General features: G+C 41.4%; 13 protein-coding genes and 2 tRNA genes. All 15 read right to left on the bottom strand.

Features of this window, described 5'->3' with window-relative positions:
• Positions 1 to 80: 80 nt before the first annotated feature.
• The 15 genes from RWZ99_RS06605 to liaF all read right to left on the bottom strand — a co-directional run bounded on the left by RWZ99_RS06605 (position 81) and on the right by liaF (position 18,969).
• Positions 81 to 2,486 carry a glycogen/starch/alpha-glucan phosphorylase gene (locus RWZ99_RS06605; protein ID WP_314677227.1) on the bottom strand — a complete coding sequence of 802 codons (2,406 nt, stop codon included), beginning with the start codon at positions 2,484 to 2,486 and terminating at the stop codon, positions 81 to 83.
• A gap of 330 nt (positions 2,487 to 2,816) precedes the next feature.
• The gene (gene glgA, locus RWZ99_RS06600; RefSeq protein ID WP_314677226.1) at positions 2,817 to 4,247 is read right to left on the bottom strand and encodes a glycogen synthase GlgA; all 1,431 of its coding nucleotides are present in this window, start codon (positions 4,245 to 4,247) and stop codon (positions 2,817 to 2,819) included.
• Positions 4,244 to 5,380 carry a glucose-1-phosphate adenylyltransferase subunit GlgD gene (glgD, locus tag RWZ99_RS06595; RefSeq protein WP_314677225.1) on the bottom strand — a complete coding sequence of 379 codons (1,137 nt, stop codon included), beginning with the start codon at positions 5,378 to 5,380 and terminating at the stop codon, positions 4,244 to 4,246. The genes glgA and glgD overlap by 4 nt, the downstream gene beginning before the upstream one ends.
• Entirely contained in the window at positions 5,370 to 6,512 is a 1,143-nt protein-coding gene (locus RWZ99_RS06590; RefSeq protein ID WP_314677223.1) for a glucose-1-phosphate adenylyltransferase, read from the bottom strand. Before RWZ99_RS06590 ends, glgD begins: the two co-directional genes overlap by 11 nt.
• A gap of 189 nt (positions 6,513 to 6,701) precedes the next feature.
• Positions 6,702 to 8,582 carry a 1,4-alpha-glucan branching protein GlgB gene (gene glgB / locus RWZ99_RS06585; RefSeq protein WP_314677221.1) on the bottom strand — a complete coding sequence of 627 codons (1,881 nt, stop codon included), beginning with the start codon at positions 8,580 to 8,582 and terminating at the stop codon, positions 6,702 to 6,704.
• A gap of 170 nt (positions 8,583 to 8,752) precedes the next feature.
• Positions 8,753 to 10,948, bottom strand: a complete 2,196-nt coding sequence (gene pulA, locus RWZ99_RS06580) for a type I pullulanase (RefSeq protein WP_314677220.1) — start codon at positions 10,946 to 10,948, stop codon at positions 8,753 to 8,755.
• Between the two features lie 210 nt (positions 10,949 to 11,158).
• The gene (locus RWZ99_RS06575; RefSeq protein ID WP_314677219.1) at positions 11,159 to 13,573 is read right to left on the bottom strand and encodes a DNA translocase FtsK; all 2,415 of its coding nucleotides are present in this window, start codon (positions 13,571 to 13,573) and stop codon (positions 11,159 to 11,161) included.
• Positions 13,574 to 13,724: 151 nt separating this feature from the next.
• Entirely contained in the window at positions 13,725 to 14,723 is a 999-nt protein-coding gene (locus RWZ99_RS06570; RefSeq protein ID WP_314677218.1) for an NAD(P)/FAD-dependent oxidoreductase, read from the bottom strand.
• A gap of 1 nt (position 14,724) precedes the next feature.
• Positions 14,725 to 15,444: a tRNA (guanosine(37)-N1)-methyltransferase TrmD gene (trmD, locus tag RWZ99_RS06565; protein WP_314677216.1), complete on the bottom strand. Its 720-nt coding sequence runs from the start codon at positions 15,442 to 15,444 to the stop codon at positions 14,725 to 14,727.
• Positions 15,434 to 15,952: a ribosome maturation factor RimM gene (rimM, locus tag RWZ99_RS06560; protein ID WP_314677213.1), complete on the bottom strand. Its 519-nt coding sequence runs from the start codon at positions 15,950 to 15,952 to the stop codon at positions 15,434 to 15,436. Before rimM ends, trmD begins: the two co-directional genes overlap by 11 nt.
• A 215-nt stretch (positions 15,953 to 16,167) precedes the next feature.
• A tRNA-Glu gene (locus RWZ99_RS06555) sits at positions 16,168 to 16,239 on the bottom strand.
• 29 nt (positions 16,240 to 16,268) lie between these two features.
• Positions 16,269 to 16,340: transfer RNA gene (locus RWZ99_RS06550), tRNA-Gln, on the bottom strand.
• A gap of 289 nt (positions 16,341 to 16,629) precedes the next feature.
• Entirely contained in the window at positions 16,630 to 17,274 is a 645-nt protein-coding gene (locus tag RWZ99_RS06545) for a response regulator transcription factor (RefSeq protein ID WP_002891417.1), read from the bottom strand.
• Positions 17,264 to 18,274, bottom strand: coding sequence for a sensor histidine kinase (locus RWZ99_RS06540; RefSeq protein WP_314677210.1), 1,011 nt, complete (start codon positions 18,272 to 18,274; stop codon positions 17,264 to 17,266). The genes RWZ99_RS06545 and RWZ99_RS06540 overlap by 11 nt, the downstream gene beginning before the upstream one ends.
• The gene (liaF, locus tag RWZ99_RS06535; protein WP_314677209.1) at positions 18,271 to 18,969 is read right to left on the bottom strand and encodes a cell wall-active antibiotics response protein LiaF; all 699 of its coding nucleotides are present in this window, start codon (positions 18,967 to 18,969) and stop codon (positions 18,271 to 18,273) included. Before liaF ends, RWZ99_RS06540 begins: the two co-directional genes overlap by 4 nt.
• Positions 18,970 to 19,147 lie beyond the last annotated feature (178 nt).

The raw sequence follows: 19,147 nt of genomic DNA, 5'->3' as shown, positions 1-19,147 counted from the left end.
CCGGTCCTCTCTAGATGTTAGCTTTTCGTCACCCACTACAGTTGACAAGGAGCCTCTTTTTGTGATTCATAAGCTATCGCTTATTTTTTCAATTCCCAAATTTCTTTGGCGTATTCTGTAATCGTATCATCTGAAGTGAACTTATGAGATTTAGCAATATTTGCCAAGCTCATACGTGCCCACTTGTCATGATCACGGTAAAGTGCATCGATTTTCTCTTGAGCTTCTACATAAGCTTCGAAGTCTTCCAAGAGGAAGTATTCATCATTGTGGGTGATGAGTGCTTCATAAATTTCTGTACCTTCAGACTGAGCATTTGGAATCGTACCGTTGACAAAAGTATCAACAACACGACGAATGACAGGATTATTTTCATAAACTGCACGAGAATAATAATCGTGACGTGCATAATGTTCATAAACTTCGTCCTTGTCCATACCGAAGATGACAACATTCTCATCTCCAACTTCATCCTTGATTTCAATGTTGGCACCGTCAAGTGTTGCCAAGGTAATAGCACCAGTCATCATGAATTTCATGTTTGAAGTACCAGATGCTTCTTTAGAAGCCAATGAGATTTGTTCAGAGACATCTGCTGCCGGAATGATAAGTTCTGCAAGGCTTACACGGTAGTTTTCTAGGAAGACTACTTTAAGTTTGCCTTGGAGGCTTTCATCATTGTTAACAAGGTTGGCAACTTCGTTGATGAGTTTGATAACTGATTTTGCGAAGTGATAGCCAGGCGCAGCTTTGGCACCAAAGATGAATACACGTGGTACCATGTCTTTATCTGGGTTATCTTTAAGATCCCAATAAAGTTTGATAATGTGAAGGAGGTTAAGCAATTGACGTTTGTAAGCGTGAAGACGTTTAACCTGAACGTCAAAGATAGCATCTGTAGACACTTCAACGCCTGTTGTTTCCTTGATGTAGTCTGCCAAACGTTGTTTAGCAGCCTTCTTAACTTGATAGAACTGGTTCAAGACTGTCTTGTCATCCAAGTAAGTGGTAAGGTTTTCAAGCTCATGGATGTCTTTACGCCATCCATCACCAATTACATCATCAATTGCTGCTGAAAGTTCAGGAGCTGCAATTTGTGTCCAACGACGTGGAACGATACCATTTGTCTTGTTATTGAATTTTTCAGGATAAATAGTATAGAAGTCGTGAAGCGTATCTTCTTTAAGAAGCTCTGTGTGGAGTTTGGCAACCCCATTGACTGAGTGACCACCAATGATAGCCAAGTTAGCCATATGTACTTGGTTATCCTTAACGATACGGGTGCGTTCGATAACATCTGCAGCAACACCATGTCCAGCCATTTCAGCTATATAACGGTTGTCGATTTCCAAGATGATTTGGTAAACACGTGGAAGAACACGTTTGAAGAGCTGTTGATCCCATTTTTCAAGAGCTTCTTGAAGGATTGTGTGGTTAGTGTAGCTCATTGTCTTAACAGTCGCATTCCAAGCATCTTCCCATGAAAGACCGTATTCATCAAGGAGGAGACGCATGAATTCAGCTGGTGCAACCGCAGGGTGAGTATCATTGATGTGAACAGATACCTTTTCGTGGATATCTTTCAATGGCAAGCCCATCTTGAGGTATGATTTGATAATGGTTTGGAGACCTGCACTTGTCATGAAATATTCTTGAACCAAACGCAATTCTTTACCTTCAATCGTTGAATCATCTGGATAAAGAATGGCTGTAATATCTTTCACACGACGGCGATCTTCCAAAGTTGGGTAGTCCAATTCATACTCTTCAGGAATTTCAACATCCCAAAGACGAAGATTGTTGATCACGCCATTTTGGAAACCAATTTGTGGTACATCGTAAGGAACAGCGCGAAGAACTTGAGCGTTCTTATAAGTTGGGACGAAGCGACCTTCTTCATTACTTTCAAGGACAACATCACCGAAGAGTTTTACATGAACGATATCATGGTCTTTACGTGTTTCCCAAACATTTCCTGTTGAGCCAAACCAACCATCTGGCAATTCAACTTGATAACCATCAACAATACGTTGTTTGAAAAGTCCATAACGGTAACGTAGACCATTACCAAAACCTGGGTAACCAGTAGTTGCAAGTGAATCCATGAAGGCAGCAGCCAAACGACCAAGACCACCATTACCAAGTGCCATGTCATGCTCAGCTTCTACTACTTCGCGGAAGTCGATGTCAAGTTCTGCAAAACCTTCTTTAACAAGGTCAAGAATACCAAGGTTGAGGAGGTTGGTTTCCAACATACGTCCTGGAAGGAACTCGATTGAGAAGTAGAAAGCAATCTTTTCTTGATTGTCTGAAAGCGCATGGTTACGTTCAATCCATGTGTCAGTATAATACTTACGGATCAAACCAGCCAAGGCTGTGAAAATTTCAGTTGGTGTAGCCTTAGCCACTCTAATCAACTGTTCTTGGTGGAGCATGTCCTTAAAATCACGGATAAATTGTTCTTTTGTTAAATTTTCGAGTTGCATAGAAATCCTTTCTTATACTTCTATACCTTTGATACACATCTTATAGAGTGAATATCGGAATAAGGGGGAATTGGAAATTTCTTTAAAACTTCCAAACCTTGCCAATCAAGATTAGGAACCTCAGTTTCTGCATCTTGATTTACAAAACTGTCAAAACAGTTAAATTAATTATAACATAATGAGAATCATACTCCTAGATAGCATCTCTTTCATTTGCTTTAGTAGCAAGATTTGGAGCGACTATTTTGGCTTTTTCTAATTGATGTTGAAGCGTTTTCAAACTCTTTACATGAAGATAACTTTTCCCTTGCGAGAAAAGTTATCCTTGGATTATACTAATTGTTTGTACAAATCAACATATGCCAAACTTGCTGTATCCCATGAGAAGTCACGAGTCATAGCATTGTGCTGGAGTTGTTTCCAAGCATCAGCATTTTTTTCGTAAACATCGAGAGCTTTTTCAAGGGTTTGAACCATCCAGTAACCTGAGAAGTTACCGAATGAGAAGCCTGTACCTGATTCCGTTACAGGGTTGTAAGGTTCAACGGTGTCACGAAGACCACCAACCTCACTAACCACTGGCAAGGTACCATAACGCATAGACATCATTTGTGAGAGCCCACATGGTTCAAAGGCTGAAGGCATGAGGAAAATGTCACAACCAGCATAAATTTGTTGAGCCAACTCTAGGTTGAAGGTAATGTTGGCAGACATTTTCTCTGGATAAGCATGGCCAAACCAAGAGAAAGAATTCTCGTAGTCACTGTAGCCAGTACCCAAAAGAACAATCTGAACATCATGTTGCAAGATATTGTGAAGTTCGTTAACCACCAAATCAAAACCTTTTTGGTCCGTCAAACGTGACACAATACCAATCAATGGAACATCTTCTCGAACTGGGAGACCAACACGCTCTTGAAGAGCTGCCTTGTCTTTGGCTTTACCTGACAAATCATCCACTGAGAAATGATAAGGAATGTGAGCATCTGTTTCTGGATCAAGGAGGTCCGTATCGATACCATTAACAATACCAGACAACTTACCAGATTCCATGCGCATGATTTGATCAAGACCTTTACCAAATTCAGGTGTTTTAATTTCACCAGCATAAGATGGAGAAACTGTTGTTACACGATCTGCGTAAAGAACGGCTGCTTTCATCCAGTTGAGGCAGTCATTCCAACGGAGCGTACCGTCTGCATAACGCTCGTAACCAACACCGAAGATTTCCCAAAGCATACCACTGTCAAATTGACCTTGGAACTCAATATTATGGATAGTGAAGACTGTTCTAATACCTTGGTAAGCTTGAATCCAATGGTATTTTTCCTTAAGAAGGAATGGAATCATGGCTGTGTGGTAGTCATGAACATGGAGAATATCTGGAATAAAGTCCACTTTTTCCATCAACTCAAGGGCAGCCATTTGGAAGAAGCCAAAACGCTCACCATCATCCCACTCACCGTATACCGTACCGCGGTTGAAATACTGCTCATTATCAATGAAGAAGAAGGTCACACCATCACGGACAATTTTCTTGATGCCGACATATTGACGACGCCAACCAACATTTGTATAGAAGAAGCCAAGGTCTTCAACCTGATCGCCAAATTTAGCCGAAACCACATCATAATATGGGAGAATTACGGCAACTTCATGACCATTTTTGACTAGAGATTTAGGAAGAGCACCGATAACGTCACCCAAGCCGCCAGTTTTAGCGAAAGGTGCACCCTCTGCTGCTACAAATAAAATTTTCATCGTACAATATCCTCTGTTACAACGCTACCTTTTTTGATGATAACTGGGTTGTTTTCTGTACCGCGAATCGTAACACCTTCAGCGATTTCAACACCTTTATCCACAATAGCATATTCAACTGTTGCGCCTTTGGCAACTTTAACACGTGGGAAGATAATTGAATGGCTCACACTAGAACCTTCAGACAAGTCAACATTACGTGAAATCACTGAGTTCGTAACTTTGCCTCGTACAATCGAACCAGATGCAAATTGTGAAAGCTTAACGTCAGAAGAGGCTGCATAGTATGTTGGCTCTTCATTTTTAACTTTTGTATAAACTTTTTGGTTTGGTGCAAAAAGTGAATAGAATTTTTGTGATTCCAACATATCCAAGTTAGCATCAAAGTAGGCTTTCACTGAGTGGATATTTGAAAGGTAACCAGTGTACTCGTAAGCAAAAGCATTTTCAGCAACTGCCAAATCACGAAGTACATAACGAAGCTTACGTGGTTCTTCTTTAGCTGCTTCTTCTTCCAATTTTTCAATCAAGAATGGTGTATCCACAACAAAGATGTCTGTAGACATATTGTAAGTTTCTTTATCTCCACCCTGGAAGAGCTTATGGCTAAGTACTCTGTCAGATACATCAATGTCAAAAATGCTGTTTACATCTGAAATGAGTTCTTTAGAAAGTTTTTTGTAGACCACAGTAACTTTTGCATTTGTTGTATTGTGGAGGTGGAAAACTTGGTTAAGATCAATGTTGACCAAAACATCACTGTTAAGTGCTACAGTCTGGTCTGAGCCTGAACGTTTAAGGTAAGTCAAAATTTGACAATAGTATGCTTTATCAACAGTTGAATTCTCAACTGGAGTATTGTAGATACCAAGATAGTAGTGGCTGAGGAGAGTAGACAAGCCCCACTCACGACCTGAACGAATATGGTCGAAGACAGAACTGATGTTTTCGTTTTGGAAGATTCCGAAGACGCTACGGATACCAGCATTAGCCAAATTAGACAACGGGAAGTCGATGAGGCGATATTTTCCGCCAAATGGTAGGGTAGCAATAGGACGTTGATCAGTCAAACCATCCATGTCATGGAACCCTACGGTATTTCCTAGAATTGCAGAATATTTATCAATCTTCATCTTTTGGTACCCCCACTACTTCATTGTATCCTACGACTTGCACTTCTTCTGTACCGTCAATTTCCACACCTTCTGAAACGTGTGCACCTTCACCGATAATAGCACGTTTAATTTTTGCACCTTTACCAATAATTGCACCACTCATAATCACAGAATCTTCAACGACTGCACCTTCACGAATTTGTGCACTTGTTGAAAGAACAGAATGTTTAACAGTTCCATCAACCAAACATCCATCAACAACGAGTGAATCTTCAACATGAGCATGTTCCCCAAAGGAGTTTGGTGGAGCAATCACGTTACGTGAGTAAATTTTCCATTGACGGTTACGACTATCCAAGGCATTTTCAGGAGAAATGTACTCCATGTTTGCTTCCCAAAGGGATTCGATAGTACCGACGTCTTTCCAATAGCCTTCAAATTCATAAGCAAAGACGCTTTCACCTGTTTCAAGATAAGCTGGGATAACGTTCTTACCAAAGTCTGACATATCAACTGAGTTCTTTTCAGCAGAAACTAACATATTGCGAAGACGTTTCCAGTCAAAGATGTAAATACCCATTGATGCTTTGGTAGATTTAGGATTTTCAGGTTTTTCTTCAAACTCAACAATACGGTTATTAGCATCAGTGTTCATGATACCGAAACGGCTAGCTTCTTTAAGTGGCACATCAAGAACGGCTACAGTAAGACTTGCGTTGTTATCTTTGTGAGATTGGAGCATATCGTCATAGTCCATCTTGTAAATATGGTCACCAGACAAAATCAAAACATATTCAGGATTGATGCTATCGATATAGTCAATGTTTTGGTAAATAGCGTGGCTAGTACCTTCAAACCAACGATTACCTTCACTAGCTGAGTAAGGTTGAAGAATTGATACACCAGAGTTAACACCATCCAAGCCCCAACTTGAACCATTACCAATATGATTATTCAAAGCAAGTGGTTGATACTGTGTAATGACACCTACATTGTTAATTCCTGAATTGGCACAGTTTGACAAACCAAAGTCAATAATACGGTAGCGTCCACCAAACTGAACAGCTGGTTTTGCAATACTTTGGGTCAATTTTCCAAGACGAGTTCCTTGCCCACCAGCAAGAATCAAAGCCAACATTTCATTCTTCATGAATAGTCCTCCTCATGATTTTTAGTTCCATCCTCAAAAGGATGTGAGATAATCAGTCGAAACTGATTATGACAATTAAAGTGAGTTTCTCAGTGTGGCAATAGTTCGGCCGCCAGAAAGCTTCTTTCAACCGTGACTTCCTTGCTATTACCCCTGAAAAACAAATCGTGTACACGTTTAAGTCTACCCTTATTTCAAGCGACGTTTCACACGCCAGATACTTGCTCCAAGAGCTGGCAATGTAAAGCTAAGAGTATTTTCATAATCCTTCCACTTCGCTTTTTGGGTACGGGTATCAGGATTTCCTTCCTTCCAGACACCACCGAACTCTTCCATCTCAGTGTTAAGAACTTCTTGGTAGATACCGGCAATTGGCAAGCCAATAGTGAAGTCTGGACGTTCCACTGGAGCAAGGTTGAAGACACAGACTAGGATATCGCCCTTGTCACCTTTATCATCCTTACGGATAAAGGAAAGAACACTTTCGGCACGGTTATCCGCATCAATAATCTCAATACCATCATAAGAATCATCAATCTGCCAGAGAGACTTGTGGTCCTTATAGAAAGCATTCATATGGCTAGTAAAGGCCTGCATCTTCTGGTTCATCTCATCTTCAAGATTACCCCATTCAAGTTGGTAATCATACTTCCACTCTAAGAATTGACCAAATTCAGATCCCATGAAGAGCAATTTCTTACCTGGGTGACAGAGTTGATAAGCATAGAGGTTACGAAGACCAGCAAACTGATTGTAGCGGTCACCCCACATCTTATGCATCATACTCTTCTTACCATGTACCACCTCATCGTGTGAGAATGGTAGAACATAGTTTTCATTGAAGCAATACATGAAACTGAAAGTCATCAGATTGAAATCATACTGACGGTAAACAGGGTCCTCCTCGTAGAATCTGAGGATATCGTTCATCCAGCCCATATTCCATTTGAAATCAAAGCCTAGACCACCTTCTTCAATAGGTTGTGTGATAGGCGTTGCCGCAGTTGATTCTTCCGCGATCATCATGACATCTGGATATCGATTTTTAATTTCACGATTGAGTTTTTGAAGGAAGCCATAACCTTCCAAGTTACGGTTACCTCCATCCTTGTTTGGCATCCATGGACCCTCATCATAGTCCAAATAGAGCATGTTAGAAACTGCATCCACTCGGATACCATCGATATGATAATTCTCAATCCAATAAAGAGCACTTGAAATAAGGAAAGACTGTACTTGATTTTTTCCTAAGTCAAAGTTCAAGGCTCCCCAACGATAATTATGAGCTCGATCGTGATCTTGATATTCAAAGGTTGGTGTGCCATCGAAGTAGGCCAAAGCATCGTCATTTTGTGTATAGTGACCTGGAACCCAGTCCACTAAGACACCGATATTATTCTGGTGACAAGCTTCAACAAAATCCTGAAACTCTTCTGGTGTACCATAAGTATGCTCAAAAGCAAAGTAACCCATGAGCTGGTAACCCCAACTCATCCCTAACGGGTGAGCCATGAGTGGCATGAATTCCACGTGGGTATAGTTCATCTTAACTAAATATGGTATCAACTCCTCTTTCAATTCCTTGAAAGTATAAGGCTGACCATCCTCTTTTAGTTTCCAAGACGATGCATGAACTTCATAGATATTTACCGGACGTTTTTGGAAGCCAAAGCGTTTGCGACGCCCCATCCAAAGGCCATCTTTCCACTTCTTAGCTTTCTTCTTACGAATGACAGCTCCTGTTCCTGGACGTGGTTCCAAATAAGTAGCAAAAGGATCCATCTTTTCAACTACTTGACCACCCTTACGTTTTACCAAGAACTTATAAAGTTGTCCTTCTTCAGGGAGAGCTGAAGTCGCCTCCCAAACGCCGATATGGTTTCTAGTCATATCCAGAGGTTCATCAAACCAACCTGTGAAATCTCCGATTACCTGAATCTGCTCAGCATGAGGGGCCCACACACGGAAGACAAATCCTTCTTCACCCTCCAATTCATGCACACCCAGATAATTCTGAAGATGGAAGTTCTCACCTGTTCCAAACGTGTACATGGCTTCATCGAGATTCATACCATCACTCCTTTCTTAAACTAGTCTTGATAGGGGATATCAAGACACCAAAACATTGAAAATAGTATATGTAAACACACCAGAAAACCCTTTATGATAGTAGGGCTTACAAGCGTACAAACCCGCTTGTGTAAGCGTTTACTGTATTATAACATTTTTTTACTACCTTGTCAGTAAATCTCCAAATCTTTTTTCATATTATCGAATACCAAGGTCTCACCCAGTTTTCCAGAGATATGTAGTTCCACGATACCTGAATCATAGTCTGCCTTAGTCACGTAGAGATTATCATATATATCCGCATACGAATGATATGAAAATTCTGCTACTGTTTGTTTGCGTTCAATTAATTTTGCAATTTTATCAATTAACTCTTTCTTAAGAGTCACCTGATTCCAATCCACTCGATTTACCTCATCAGGGGCATTGTAGCTATTCATAGCACGCTTAAGATCTGCTTCTGTATAATTTCCATCTTCGCCTGTTGCAACCATCTTAGTACGCTGGAATTCTTGTCCTAATTGCATGAAACACATTCCTTGCATAGTCAGATTAAGGGCGTTAGCCAGGTAAATACGTTTTTCAATATCCTCTGGCGCATCATGTGGATGCAGATGATGCATAAGATCATTCAAATTGAAGTTGTCATGAGCTTCAATATAGTTGAGAACCTGACCCGGCATGAGGTAGTTTACAAAGCCACGGCTACCAAGTAAACTCTTAGCAATTTTGTCTTCTAAAGGAGCTCCGGACACATAACCATTACTGATGTGTCCATAGACTTCTGCCCCTTTAACAGCATCACGCGCATTGTCATTGAAAAATCCGATTCTAGGCATCAAAGCTGCGTTATCTTTCTTGGCCTTTTGGTCCACAGGAAGTCCAATTCCCATGTCCCATCCTTCACCGTAAATAAGGATTCTAGGATCTATATCATCCATGGCTGAACGAATGGCATTCATAGTAGCAACGTCATGCAAGCCCATAAGGTCAAAACGGAAACCATCCACTCCAAATTCTTCTGCCCAATAGGTCAAAGAATCAATCATATACTTGCGGTACATTTCTTTCTCACTGGCTGTTTCGTTCCCACAACCTGACCCATCTTGGAATGAACCATTGTCATGCATACGGTAATAATAAGCTGGTACTGCCAGTTGGAAAGGCGAACTATATGACGAATAGGTGTGGTTATAAACCACATCCATGATGACCCCAATACCCGCCTCGTGGTAGGCCTGAATCATCTGCTTAAGCTCCAAAATTGGTGCCAAGAGATTTTTTTGATTGGCCGCAAACTGACGATCTGGAACATTGTAATTTTCAGGATCATATCCCCAGTTATAGAGAAGCTTACCATTCTTATCGTAGGTCTTGTGATGATCAAAGACCGGCTGTAACTGAACATAGTTATAACCCATGCGTTTGATATAATCAAAACCAGTTACATCTCCTTGGGCATTTTTAGTTCCTTTCTGGCAGGCACCTAGGTAAGTCCCTCTATATGCCTTCTTAACACCAGATGTTTCTGAGATTGAGAAGTCTCGTAGATGCATCTCACAGATAACAGATGAGCAGGCATTGGCATTCCGCCAGTTAGCCTCTTGTCTTGTAACCTTCTGATACCCCTTAGGAATCAAACGCTCAGGGTTGACCACCAAGCTCTTTTTATTATTTAAGCTAAGGGCGATGCTATATGGATCTCTAGTATCTTGATAGAAACTCTCTTCATGGTAGACACGAAACTGATAGGCGAACCCATCCAAATTCCCAGGGACAGAGACGCTCCAAACACCGTGTGTATTCATCTCGTGGCGATCCTTATTCACACTAGTTCCTCGGCTCATCTTAATCACCTTAGCTTTTTTACTACCCTTTTTAAAAAGTAGTAGCTGCACACGACGAGCTAGTGGTGCCCAAAGGCGAAACTCTGTGGAACCTTTTTCATACTTATGACCTAACCAACCTTGAAAGCCCCATTTTTGGTCGAATTCCTGTCTACGAAGAGCCACATCAAAGGCATGCTGATCACGTCCTTCAAAACTATGACTAGTTAAAGCGGCCTGTTTAGAATAATAAACAGTCGGGTCTCCTTCAACCACCCAAATAGCATTCGGGGCATCCCCTAAGAAACGTCTGATACGATAATCATGTGTCTGCTTTGACCAATCTTCCGTCTTAACCAAGAGATTAACAGAGTCAATAAAACGATTAGCCGGAAAGGCGAGCTGCCCCACCAGTCCAAAATCATCCTTACGAGAAAAATGGGCTTCTTTGCCCCAGTAACCATCTAGCCACGTCCACATACTGTATCTGGAATAGTCGCCATGCATACTATGAAAATGAACGGTTAATAAGTTGTCCATTTAAAACTCCTTAAGTCTTTATTACTCACTTTTCTTTTATTATAGCAAAAAACGTTCGTTTTGTAAGCGTTCTTATGGAATATTTTGCAATTTTTTGGTTTATTTTGAACATAAAAAAGAATGAGAAAAATTAGCGTCGAAACATTAACTTCCTCATTCTCTTCTTATTTTTGAAATATATGTAAATGGTGGGTAGTACTTTTCCCATCATCACTCTTGAGTCATCAAAACCTTACGTGGCTTGGTGCCTTCAGCCGGTCCAATCACTCCGGCTTCTTCCAGTTCCTCCATCAAACGAGTCGCACGGTTGAATCCAACCGACAGACGACGTTGAATCATGGATGCACTAGCTTTTTGTGTTTCCAATACCAAGGCCTTAGCTTCTTCAAAGAGAGGATCTCCTTCCGAACTACCACCATTAGTGGATGAACCTCCACCAAAATCATTCTCTGAAACTTCACCAGGATCAAAGCTCTCGTCATAGTCAGCTGAAGCCTGGTCCTTAATAAAGGTCACAATACGTTCCACGTCATCATCTGAAATGAAGGAACCTTGCAAACGAACAGGGTGATTCTCATCAATCGGTTTGAAAAGCATATCCCCACGTCCGAGTAGTTTTTCTGCCCCATTTTCATCTAAAATGGTACGACTATCTGTTCCAGAAGACACAGCAAAGGCCACACGAGATGGCACATTGGCCTTGATTAAACCGGAGATAACATCAACCGATGGACGCTGGGTTGCAAGAATCATGTGAATTCCAGCCGCACGTGCCTTTTGTCCCAGACGGATAATGGCGTCTTCCACTTCCTTACTGGCCACCATCATCAAGTCAGCCAACTCATCAACAATAACCACAATTAAAGGCAAGGGAATCTGTTTCTCTTGCGACTGGGCATTCCAGTCTTCAACCTTGGCATTGTAGCCAGCGATGTTACGCACGCCAAACTTACTAAAGAGTTCGTAACGGTTTTCCATCTCATCGACCACTTTTTGAAGAGCCTTGGCCGCCTTACGTGGGTTGGTCACCACAGGGATAAGGAGATGGGGAATATCGTTGTAAACAGAAAGTTCAACCATCTTAGGATCGACCATAAGGAACTTAACCTGGTCTGGACGAGCCTTCATAAGAATACTAGAGATGATTCCATTAACCGCAACAGATTTACCAGAACCAGTTGATCCAGCCACTAACAAGTGAGGCATCCGACCTAGGTCAAAACTACGAGCCGAACCATCAACAGCCTTACCAAGAGGGACTTCCAAGAGCTTATTAGGATCCGTCTTAGACTGTTCCCAAAGTTCACGGAAAGAAACCGTCGCAATCTCTGAGTTAGGAACTTCGATACCAACTAAAGATTTTCCAGGAATAGGCGCTTCAATACGGACATCTTTTGCAGCAAGAGCTAGAGCCAAGTCATCCGCTAAATTGGAAATACGATTGACTCGGACCCCAACAGCAGGCTTGACCTCGTACTTGGTTACAGATGGTCCAATCTCAGCCCGCTCAACCTTGACATCAATGTTGAAACTCTTGAAGGTATCTTCTAAGATTCGAATATTCTTACGAACGATGTTTTTCTCTTTAGATTGACTCTTTGGCTTATCAGGTGCAAAGAGATCTATATTAGGAAGTTTGTACTGTAGAAGCTCCTTCGGTGTAAAATCAACCTCAACAGGAGCATCATCTCCCTCAACCACCATAGATGGTGGAAATTCTTCGGCTGGCAATTCCTCAGGATAGGGAGCATAACTATCTTGGAAATCCTCATAATCCTCTGGAGGCAGATTATCATAGTAATCCTCAGAGGCATAATCACTGATTTCGGGCTCAGGGGCAAAAATCTCGGTTTCTTGAGGCAACTCGTCTGCTGCATCATCCAAGATTTCACCCGTCTCCTCGTCGACAGTCAAATCGGACAGACGCTCTTCCTCAGCACGTTCCTCTGCTTCACGCTCTTTCTGAGCCTGACGTTCCGCCTTCTTCTCCAGACGTTTGGCCGTTCGTTCCAAACGCTTATCGGCACCTCTCTGCCAGACGCCTTTTGCATAATCCATGATATCTAAAATATCCCAAGGACTAAGAATAAAAGCACCCAATAGAATAATCAAGCACCCAATCATGAAGCTACCAATATTTGAAAAGAGGAAGGAGATAGGCTTGTACAAGAGAGCACCCAACATACCGCCACCCGCAAAACGAGCTACTTGAACACTCACCAAATCTCCAAAAAGCAAATCCTTAGTCCCAGGAAAAATATCCAGACCATCCATGCGATCTAGACTAAAGAGATAGGCGTGAAACTCTAGCAGGAGACCTACAAAGATCATCCAAAATCCAGTCACGTAGTTACTATGTTTCCGTAACCATTTAAAACCAAAGAGATAGACATAGATGGCAAAAATCAAGGGATAAGCCATACTCCCCACGAAAACTCGAAAGAGATTATAGATCGTAATCCCAAAGAAACCCAATCGAAAGACTGGGAAAATTAAGACAAAGGCAAAAAAGAAGGTCCATAGCATTCGCTTAATCGCCTTCTGTCTGTCTAATTCTGCTTTTGTAAGACGCTTCTTACCACTTTTAGAAGCCGCCCCTTTTTTCGTTTTTTTCGTTGTAGCCATAAATGTATTATACCATGTTTTTAGACATGAAAAAAGAGAGACGAGTCTCTCCTAAGATTGAAGACAAGGTCTTCTTTTGAGACTTTCCTTAGGTGATAGTAGAAAATCTCCTTGTTTGCTCACTTTGAGTGACTAATCTCTTCTTTTTAAGTTATTCTTCAATTAATGATGTTGAGTGAACCGGACGATTCTTGCCGTCTGGATCAATATATTGAATAGCTTGGTTGATAGCAATAGGAGCTTCACCCATACCAACTGCAATCAAATCAATCTTACCGTCATATTCTGCCGCATCACCAATGGCATAGACACCTTCTTGTGAGGTTTCAAACTGAGCATTAACAGTAATACTAGAGCGTTTGTAGTCGACATTCCAGTTACGAAGATTCTTGTTATTAGTAGAGAAACCAAAGCTAACAATGAGAGCATCGAGTGGCAATTCTACAACTTCGTCTGACTTAACTTTCTGAACAGTCAAGCTTTGAGCAAGACCATTTTCACCCTTAATTTCGAGGGGCACATAAGGTGTCATCACACTAACTGATGATTGATGAAGAAGCTCCACACTATGCTCATGGGCACGAAAGGCATCACGACGGTGAATCAAGGTCACGCTCTCAGCAATACCGTCCAAGTGATTGGCCCAGTCAACGGCTGAATCACCACCACCAGCAATCACAACCTTCTTGCCAGCAAATTGGTCCAGACTATGCACATTATAGAACAAGTTATTATCCGCATAATCTTCTTCATTGTCCACACCCAAAGGACGCGGAGCAAAAGCACCATTTCCACAAGCAATGACGATAGCCTTAGACAAGTGTTGACCCTTACTAGTCGTTATCGTGAAGATACCATCTGTTTTTTCAAAGGTTTGAACTTCCTCTTTCAAGTGAATATCGACACGGTCCTCAAAACGCTTAAGTTGGACCAAGAGACTTTCTGTCAATTCGACACCTGTCGTCTGAGGAAAGGCTGGGATATCGTAGATTTTCTTCTCAGGGTAGAGAATGGCTGGCTGACCACCAAGCTCTGACAAACTCTCGATAATATTAACAGTCATGCCACGTAGGCCGGCATAAAAGGCAGCCCAAAGGCCTACTGGTCCACCACCGATAATAGTAATATCGTATATCTTTTCTTCTGACATTTTATTTTCCTTCTTTTTTTATCTCGTCTAAAATCTGACGTTCTTCGTCTGTAAAGTCATAGTTTTCCAAGAGGTCAGGTCGACGCTCCCAAGTCTTTCGCAAACTCTGCTCCATGCGCCAACGTCGAATATTAACATGGTGACCCGACAAGAGTACATCTGGCACCTTCATACCACGAAATTCAGCTGGGCGAGTGTACTGTGGGAACTCCAAAAGACCTGATGAGAAACTATCATCCTTGTGACTGGCTTCCTTGCCTAAAACCTCAGGAATCAAGCGGACTGTAGCATCAACAATAGTCATAGCAGCTAGCTCTCCACCAGTCAAGACAAAGTCTCCTAGTGAGATTTCGTCAGTCACTAAAGTTTTGATACGCTCATCATAGCCCTCGTAATGGCCACAGATAAATACCAACTCCTCTTCTTGCGCCAATTCCTCAGCATAAGCCTGGTCGAAGGTCCGACCTGCAGGATCTAGGAGAATAACGCGAGGCTTAGTCACATTTAATTTATCAAAGGTATCAAAAATTGGCTGAGCACGTAACAACATGCCTTGCCCACCACCATAGGGTTCATCATCTACATGACGTGCCTTCTCCGCATTTTCACGGAAATTGTGATAGTTGATTTCCAGGAGGCCCTTGTCCTTCGCCTTACCAACAATGGAGTGCTCCAAAGGAGCAAACATATCTGGAAATAGCGTCAAGATATCAATCTTCATCGTCTAATCCTTCCATGAGCTCAACCTCAATACGACCAGCTGCAACGTCAACATCAAGAACCACTGGCGGGATATATGGCAAGAGCAGGTCCTTTTTACCTTTACGTTTCACTACCCAAACATCATTAGCACCCGGTTGGAGAATCTCTTTAACCTGACCGATTAGCGTATTACCCTCATAAACATCAAGACCAATGATTTCATGATAGTAAAATTCACCGTCATCAAGATCTGTTAGATTTTCCTCAGCAATCTTGAGGCTACAGCCCTTATACTTCTCCACATCATTGATATGGTAAAGGCCTTTAAACTTAACGATATCAAAGTTCTTATGCTTACGGTGACTCGCAATCTCAACATCCATGATGTAATTATCTTTGTCATCAAAAAGGGCTAGGACACTCTTCTTCTTAAAACGTTCGTCCGCAAAATCTGTTACAGACAAAACACGAAGTTCACCCTGCAAGCCCTGTGTATTCACAATCTTTCCAACGTTATAGTATGCCATTTAACTTCCTTATTATTTCTTATTCAAATCAAACCATGAGTCAACGAATTATCAGCTAGCCTTTAACGACCATCTCAAAACGCGCATTTTAAACCAGGTTAGATTCTTGTTAGTCTTTATTTTAAAGCGATATAAAATGTCTGGCTTAGGCCAGTCAACCCCTCTATTTTATCAAAAAGGACACAAAAAAACCAGCTTTCTCTAGCTGGTGCTTATAGTCCGTACGGGATTCGAACCCGTGTTACCGCCGTGAAAAGGCGGTGTCTTAACCCCTTGACCAACGGACCATAATCTGTGTCTCTACCCTCAGATAGAACTGGGGTAGCTGGATTCGAACCAACGCATGAGGGAGTCAAAGTCCCTTGCCTTACCGCTTGGCTATACCCCAAAAGACTCTTATTATTCTACAGAAAAACTAGGAGACTGTCAATACCTTTCTTAACTTTTTTCAAAAAAAAAGCAACCGGCATAACCGATTGCTAGGAGTTAGGAGATTTCATCATCTAAGTGACCTTAGAGTGATGATTCGAGGTTGAAGCAACCTCATATGAAAAAAGAAAAGTTTTAGGATGATTCAATTATATGTTTTGCTAGAAATAAAGTCAAAAACTTTGACTCGCAAAATAAGAGATGATTTGCACAGCCATCATTAACCTTTTCCAACTCCTAAAATAGATTTATTCATCATCCTGTGAAACCAGATGATGTCTAAAGGCATAAACTACAGCCTGAGTACGGTCATCAACATTTAGTTTCCCAAGGATATTAGACACATGGGTCTTGACAGTTTTTAAAGAAATAAAGAGTTCGTTAGCAATGGTTTGATTGTCATAGCCCTTTGCCAAGAGTGCTAAGATATCACGTTCACGCGCGGTCAAGTCATCGTGTAAGTCCGGGTGACTATCATGGTACTTTATCTTATTATCTACCTCAGTTTCGATAGCTTCCTCTCCACGGTAAACCTTACGGATACTATTAAGAATTTCTGCTGCACTACTTGTTTTGAGCATATAGCCTTTAGCACCTGCTTCAATGACTGGATAAATTTTTTCATTGTCCAAATAGCTGGTCAAAACTAGAATCTTAGCTTCAGGCCATTCTTTGAGCAATTCCAAAGTCGCCTGAACACCATCTAGCTCAGGCATAACAAGGTCCATAACGACGACATCTGGACGCAGCTCCAGGGCAAGGTCAACACCTTCTCGGCCATTGCTCGCTTCTCCAACCACTTCGACATCTCCTTGGAGATTCAAGAAACTCTTAAGACCTAAACGAACCATTTCATGGTCATCTACCAAAATCACATTAATCTTATTCGACATTGTCTTCTCCTCTTAATATTGGCACACGAACATCAATAGACGTCCCTTTACCTTTAGCTGATAGGAACTGCACGGTTCCCGCCATTTCATCAACACGCTCTTGGATATTTTTCAGCCCATAACTCATCTCGTCAGTCGAGGCATTCAAATCATAACCAACACCATTATCTAGCATTTTCAACTGAATTTCCTGACTATTTTGATAGAGGTAAACCTCTATTTGGCTAGCTTTGGCGTGTTTAAGGGTATTAGAGATAAACTCTTGGGCAATCCTAAAGAGATTATTTTCAATACGTTTGGGCACTTTCTTAACCATATCCTTGTAGACAACACGGATATTGGATTTATCGGTTAATTCCTTAAGAATCATCTGCAAGCCTTCTTGCAAGGTCTTGTTCTCAAGTTCTGTCGGACGAAGATGCAAAAGCAAGACACGCATATCATTTTGAGCATCTGTCAGCATGGCCTCGACTGCCTGAATCTGATTGTGTAAATCTTCCTTACTTAGCTGGTCCACCATCTGAGAAACACCAGATAGGATCATACTAGCCGCAAAAAGCTCCTGGCTAACGGTATCGTGAAGGTCACGAGCAATGCGTCCTCGCTCTTTCTTGATAATATCACGACTTTGCAAGGCCTGAGCATTTTCCGTTTTTTGCAAATCCTTGGTCAATTTACGCATTTTATGAGATAGACGCATCATATTCTTGTCCAACTCAATATCTCCCTGACGTTTGACTGGTTGGTTATTGATAATACGACGCAAGTCCTGATTAACCGAACGCATACTATTATCATTAGCAATGGCCCAAAGAATATACAGCAAAATGAGCAAACTCAGAACCACAAAAAACATGTTAAAAAGGAAGCGAAATACCTGGGAAATACTACCGAAAACCAGTGAAAAGTTGAGGTTAAAGCTATCCATAACCACAAGAGTAACCCCAACTAAAACAACAACCGAATAACTTAGGATTAGAAATAGGTACTGTTTCTTCATTTACGACGCACCTCCACTGATCCAGCTCCCACATTGAGAATCAATTTAACCGTTCGATGGGCATGCTCATACTCCGCCCCCTGCAAGGTCAAGCTTTCGTAACGGAGGTCGTATTCATCTTCATTAAAGAAGGTCACAGAGCTATAGATAGCTGATATATTCATCTTAACGGAAACATCAATTGGTACCAAGATTGTCGTTGGCCCATAAAGTTTCTGCAAAATGACAACATTCTCTCGACCTGAAACGATAACCTGGGTCAAATCAATTACATCTGTCCCAAAGAAACGGATAATATTAATATCATCAAAGTCATAGCGATCACTGACAGGTTCCATACGAGTCCCAATCCACTGATTTCTCACAGCCTGTGGATTCAAGTCGTCTTCCTTAAATTGAATGAGAGCGTAGCGATTCTTTTTCTTGACCTGTGAAAAATGGTTAATCATGACATAGGCCACACCCACTAAGATAGCAAGAACCACATAGATATTCCACATGGAAACCAAAAAAAGTGAAATCAAACAGATTGTCAAGACAAAGTCGCTCTTGGACTCCTTGTTAAAAAAGCGAACCGCCAACAAGGTCAAGACCAATATGAAAATAAAACTGGTAATATCATTATTAAAGATGGTGATTAAGCCCAGAGTCAAAAGAAGGGCCTCCACCACTAAGAAAAAATTAAATTTGGTCATAAGGACCTCTCAAATAAAAGTATACAGGGTTTATTCTATCAAATTTTGGACTAATTGACAAAAAGGCCTAGTTCAAGAGCTTACTGACAATGGGAAATAGGGGGCAAAAAAGTACCTCCATTATATGGCTCTATAATTTCTGTAGTGGGTAAAACCACCGTAGAGATTATAGAGCTTT

Origin of the sequence: uncultured Streptococcus sp. (assembly GCF_963545685.1) — a bacterium.
Classification (GTDB): Bacteria; Bacillota; Bacilli; order Lactobacillales; family Streptococcaceae; genus Streptococcus.
Note: the sequence above shows the minus strand (reverse complement) of the source record. Positions and strands in the feature narration are given on the sequence as shown.

Bases quoted from the DNA above. Each gene is read 5' to 3' on its own strand.
- RWZ99_RS06540 (WP_314677210.1), bottom strand. From the start codon at position 18,274: ATGAAGAAACAGTACCTATTTCTAATCCTAAGTTATTCGGTTGTTGTT.
- RWZ99_RS06605 (WP_314677227.1), bottom strand. From the start codon at position 2,486: ATGCAACTCGAAAATTTAACAAAAGAACAATTTATCCGTGATTTTAAG.
- RWZ99_RS06570 (WP_314677218.1), bottom strand. From the start codon at position 14,723: ATGTCAGAAGAAAAGATATACGATATTACTATTATCGGTGGTGGACCA.
- trmD (WP_314677216.1), bottom strand. From the start codon at position 15,444: ATGAAGATTGATATCTTGACGCTATTTCCAGATATGTTTGCTCCTTTG.
- glgB (WP_314677221.1), bottom strand. From the start codon at position 8,582: ATGAATCTCGATGAAGCCATGTACACGTTTGGAACAGGTGAGAACTTC.
- RWZ99_RS06545 (WP_002891417.1), bottom strand. From the start codon at position 17,274: ATGTCGAATAAGATTAATGTGATTTTGGTAGATGACCATGAAATGGTT.
- glgA (WP_314677226.1), bottom strand. From the start codon at position 4,247: ATGAAAATTTTATTTGTAGCAGCAGAGGGTGCACCTTTCGCTAAAACT.
- glgD (WP_314677225.1), bottom strand. From the start codon at position 5,380: ATGAAGATTGATAAATATTCTGCAATTCTAGGAAATACCGTAGGGTTC.
- liaF (WP_314677209.1), bottom strand. From the start codon at position 18,969: ATGACCAAATTTAATTTTTTCTTAGTGGTGGAGGCCCTTCTTTTGACT.
- RWZ99_RS06590 (WP_314677223.1), bottom strand. From the start codon at position 6,512: ATGAAGAATGAAATGTTGGCTTTGATTCTTGCTGGTGGGCAAGGAACT.
- RWZ99_RS06575 (WP_314677219.1), bottom strand. From the start codon at position 13,573: ATGGCTACAACGAAAAAAACGAAAAAAGGGGCGGCTTCTAAAAGTGGT.
- pulA (WP_314677220.1), bottom strand. From the start codon at position 10,948: ATGGACAACTTATTAACCGTTCATTTTCATAGTATGCATGGCGACTAT.
- rimM (WP_314677213.1), bottom strand. From the start codon at position 15,952: ATGGCATACTATAACGTTGGAAAGATTGTGAATACACAGGGCTTGCAG.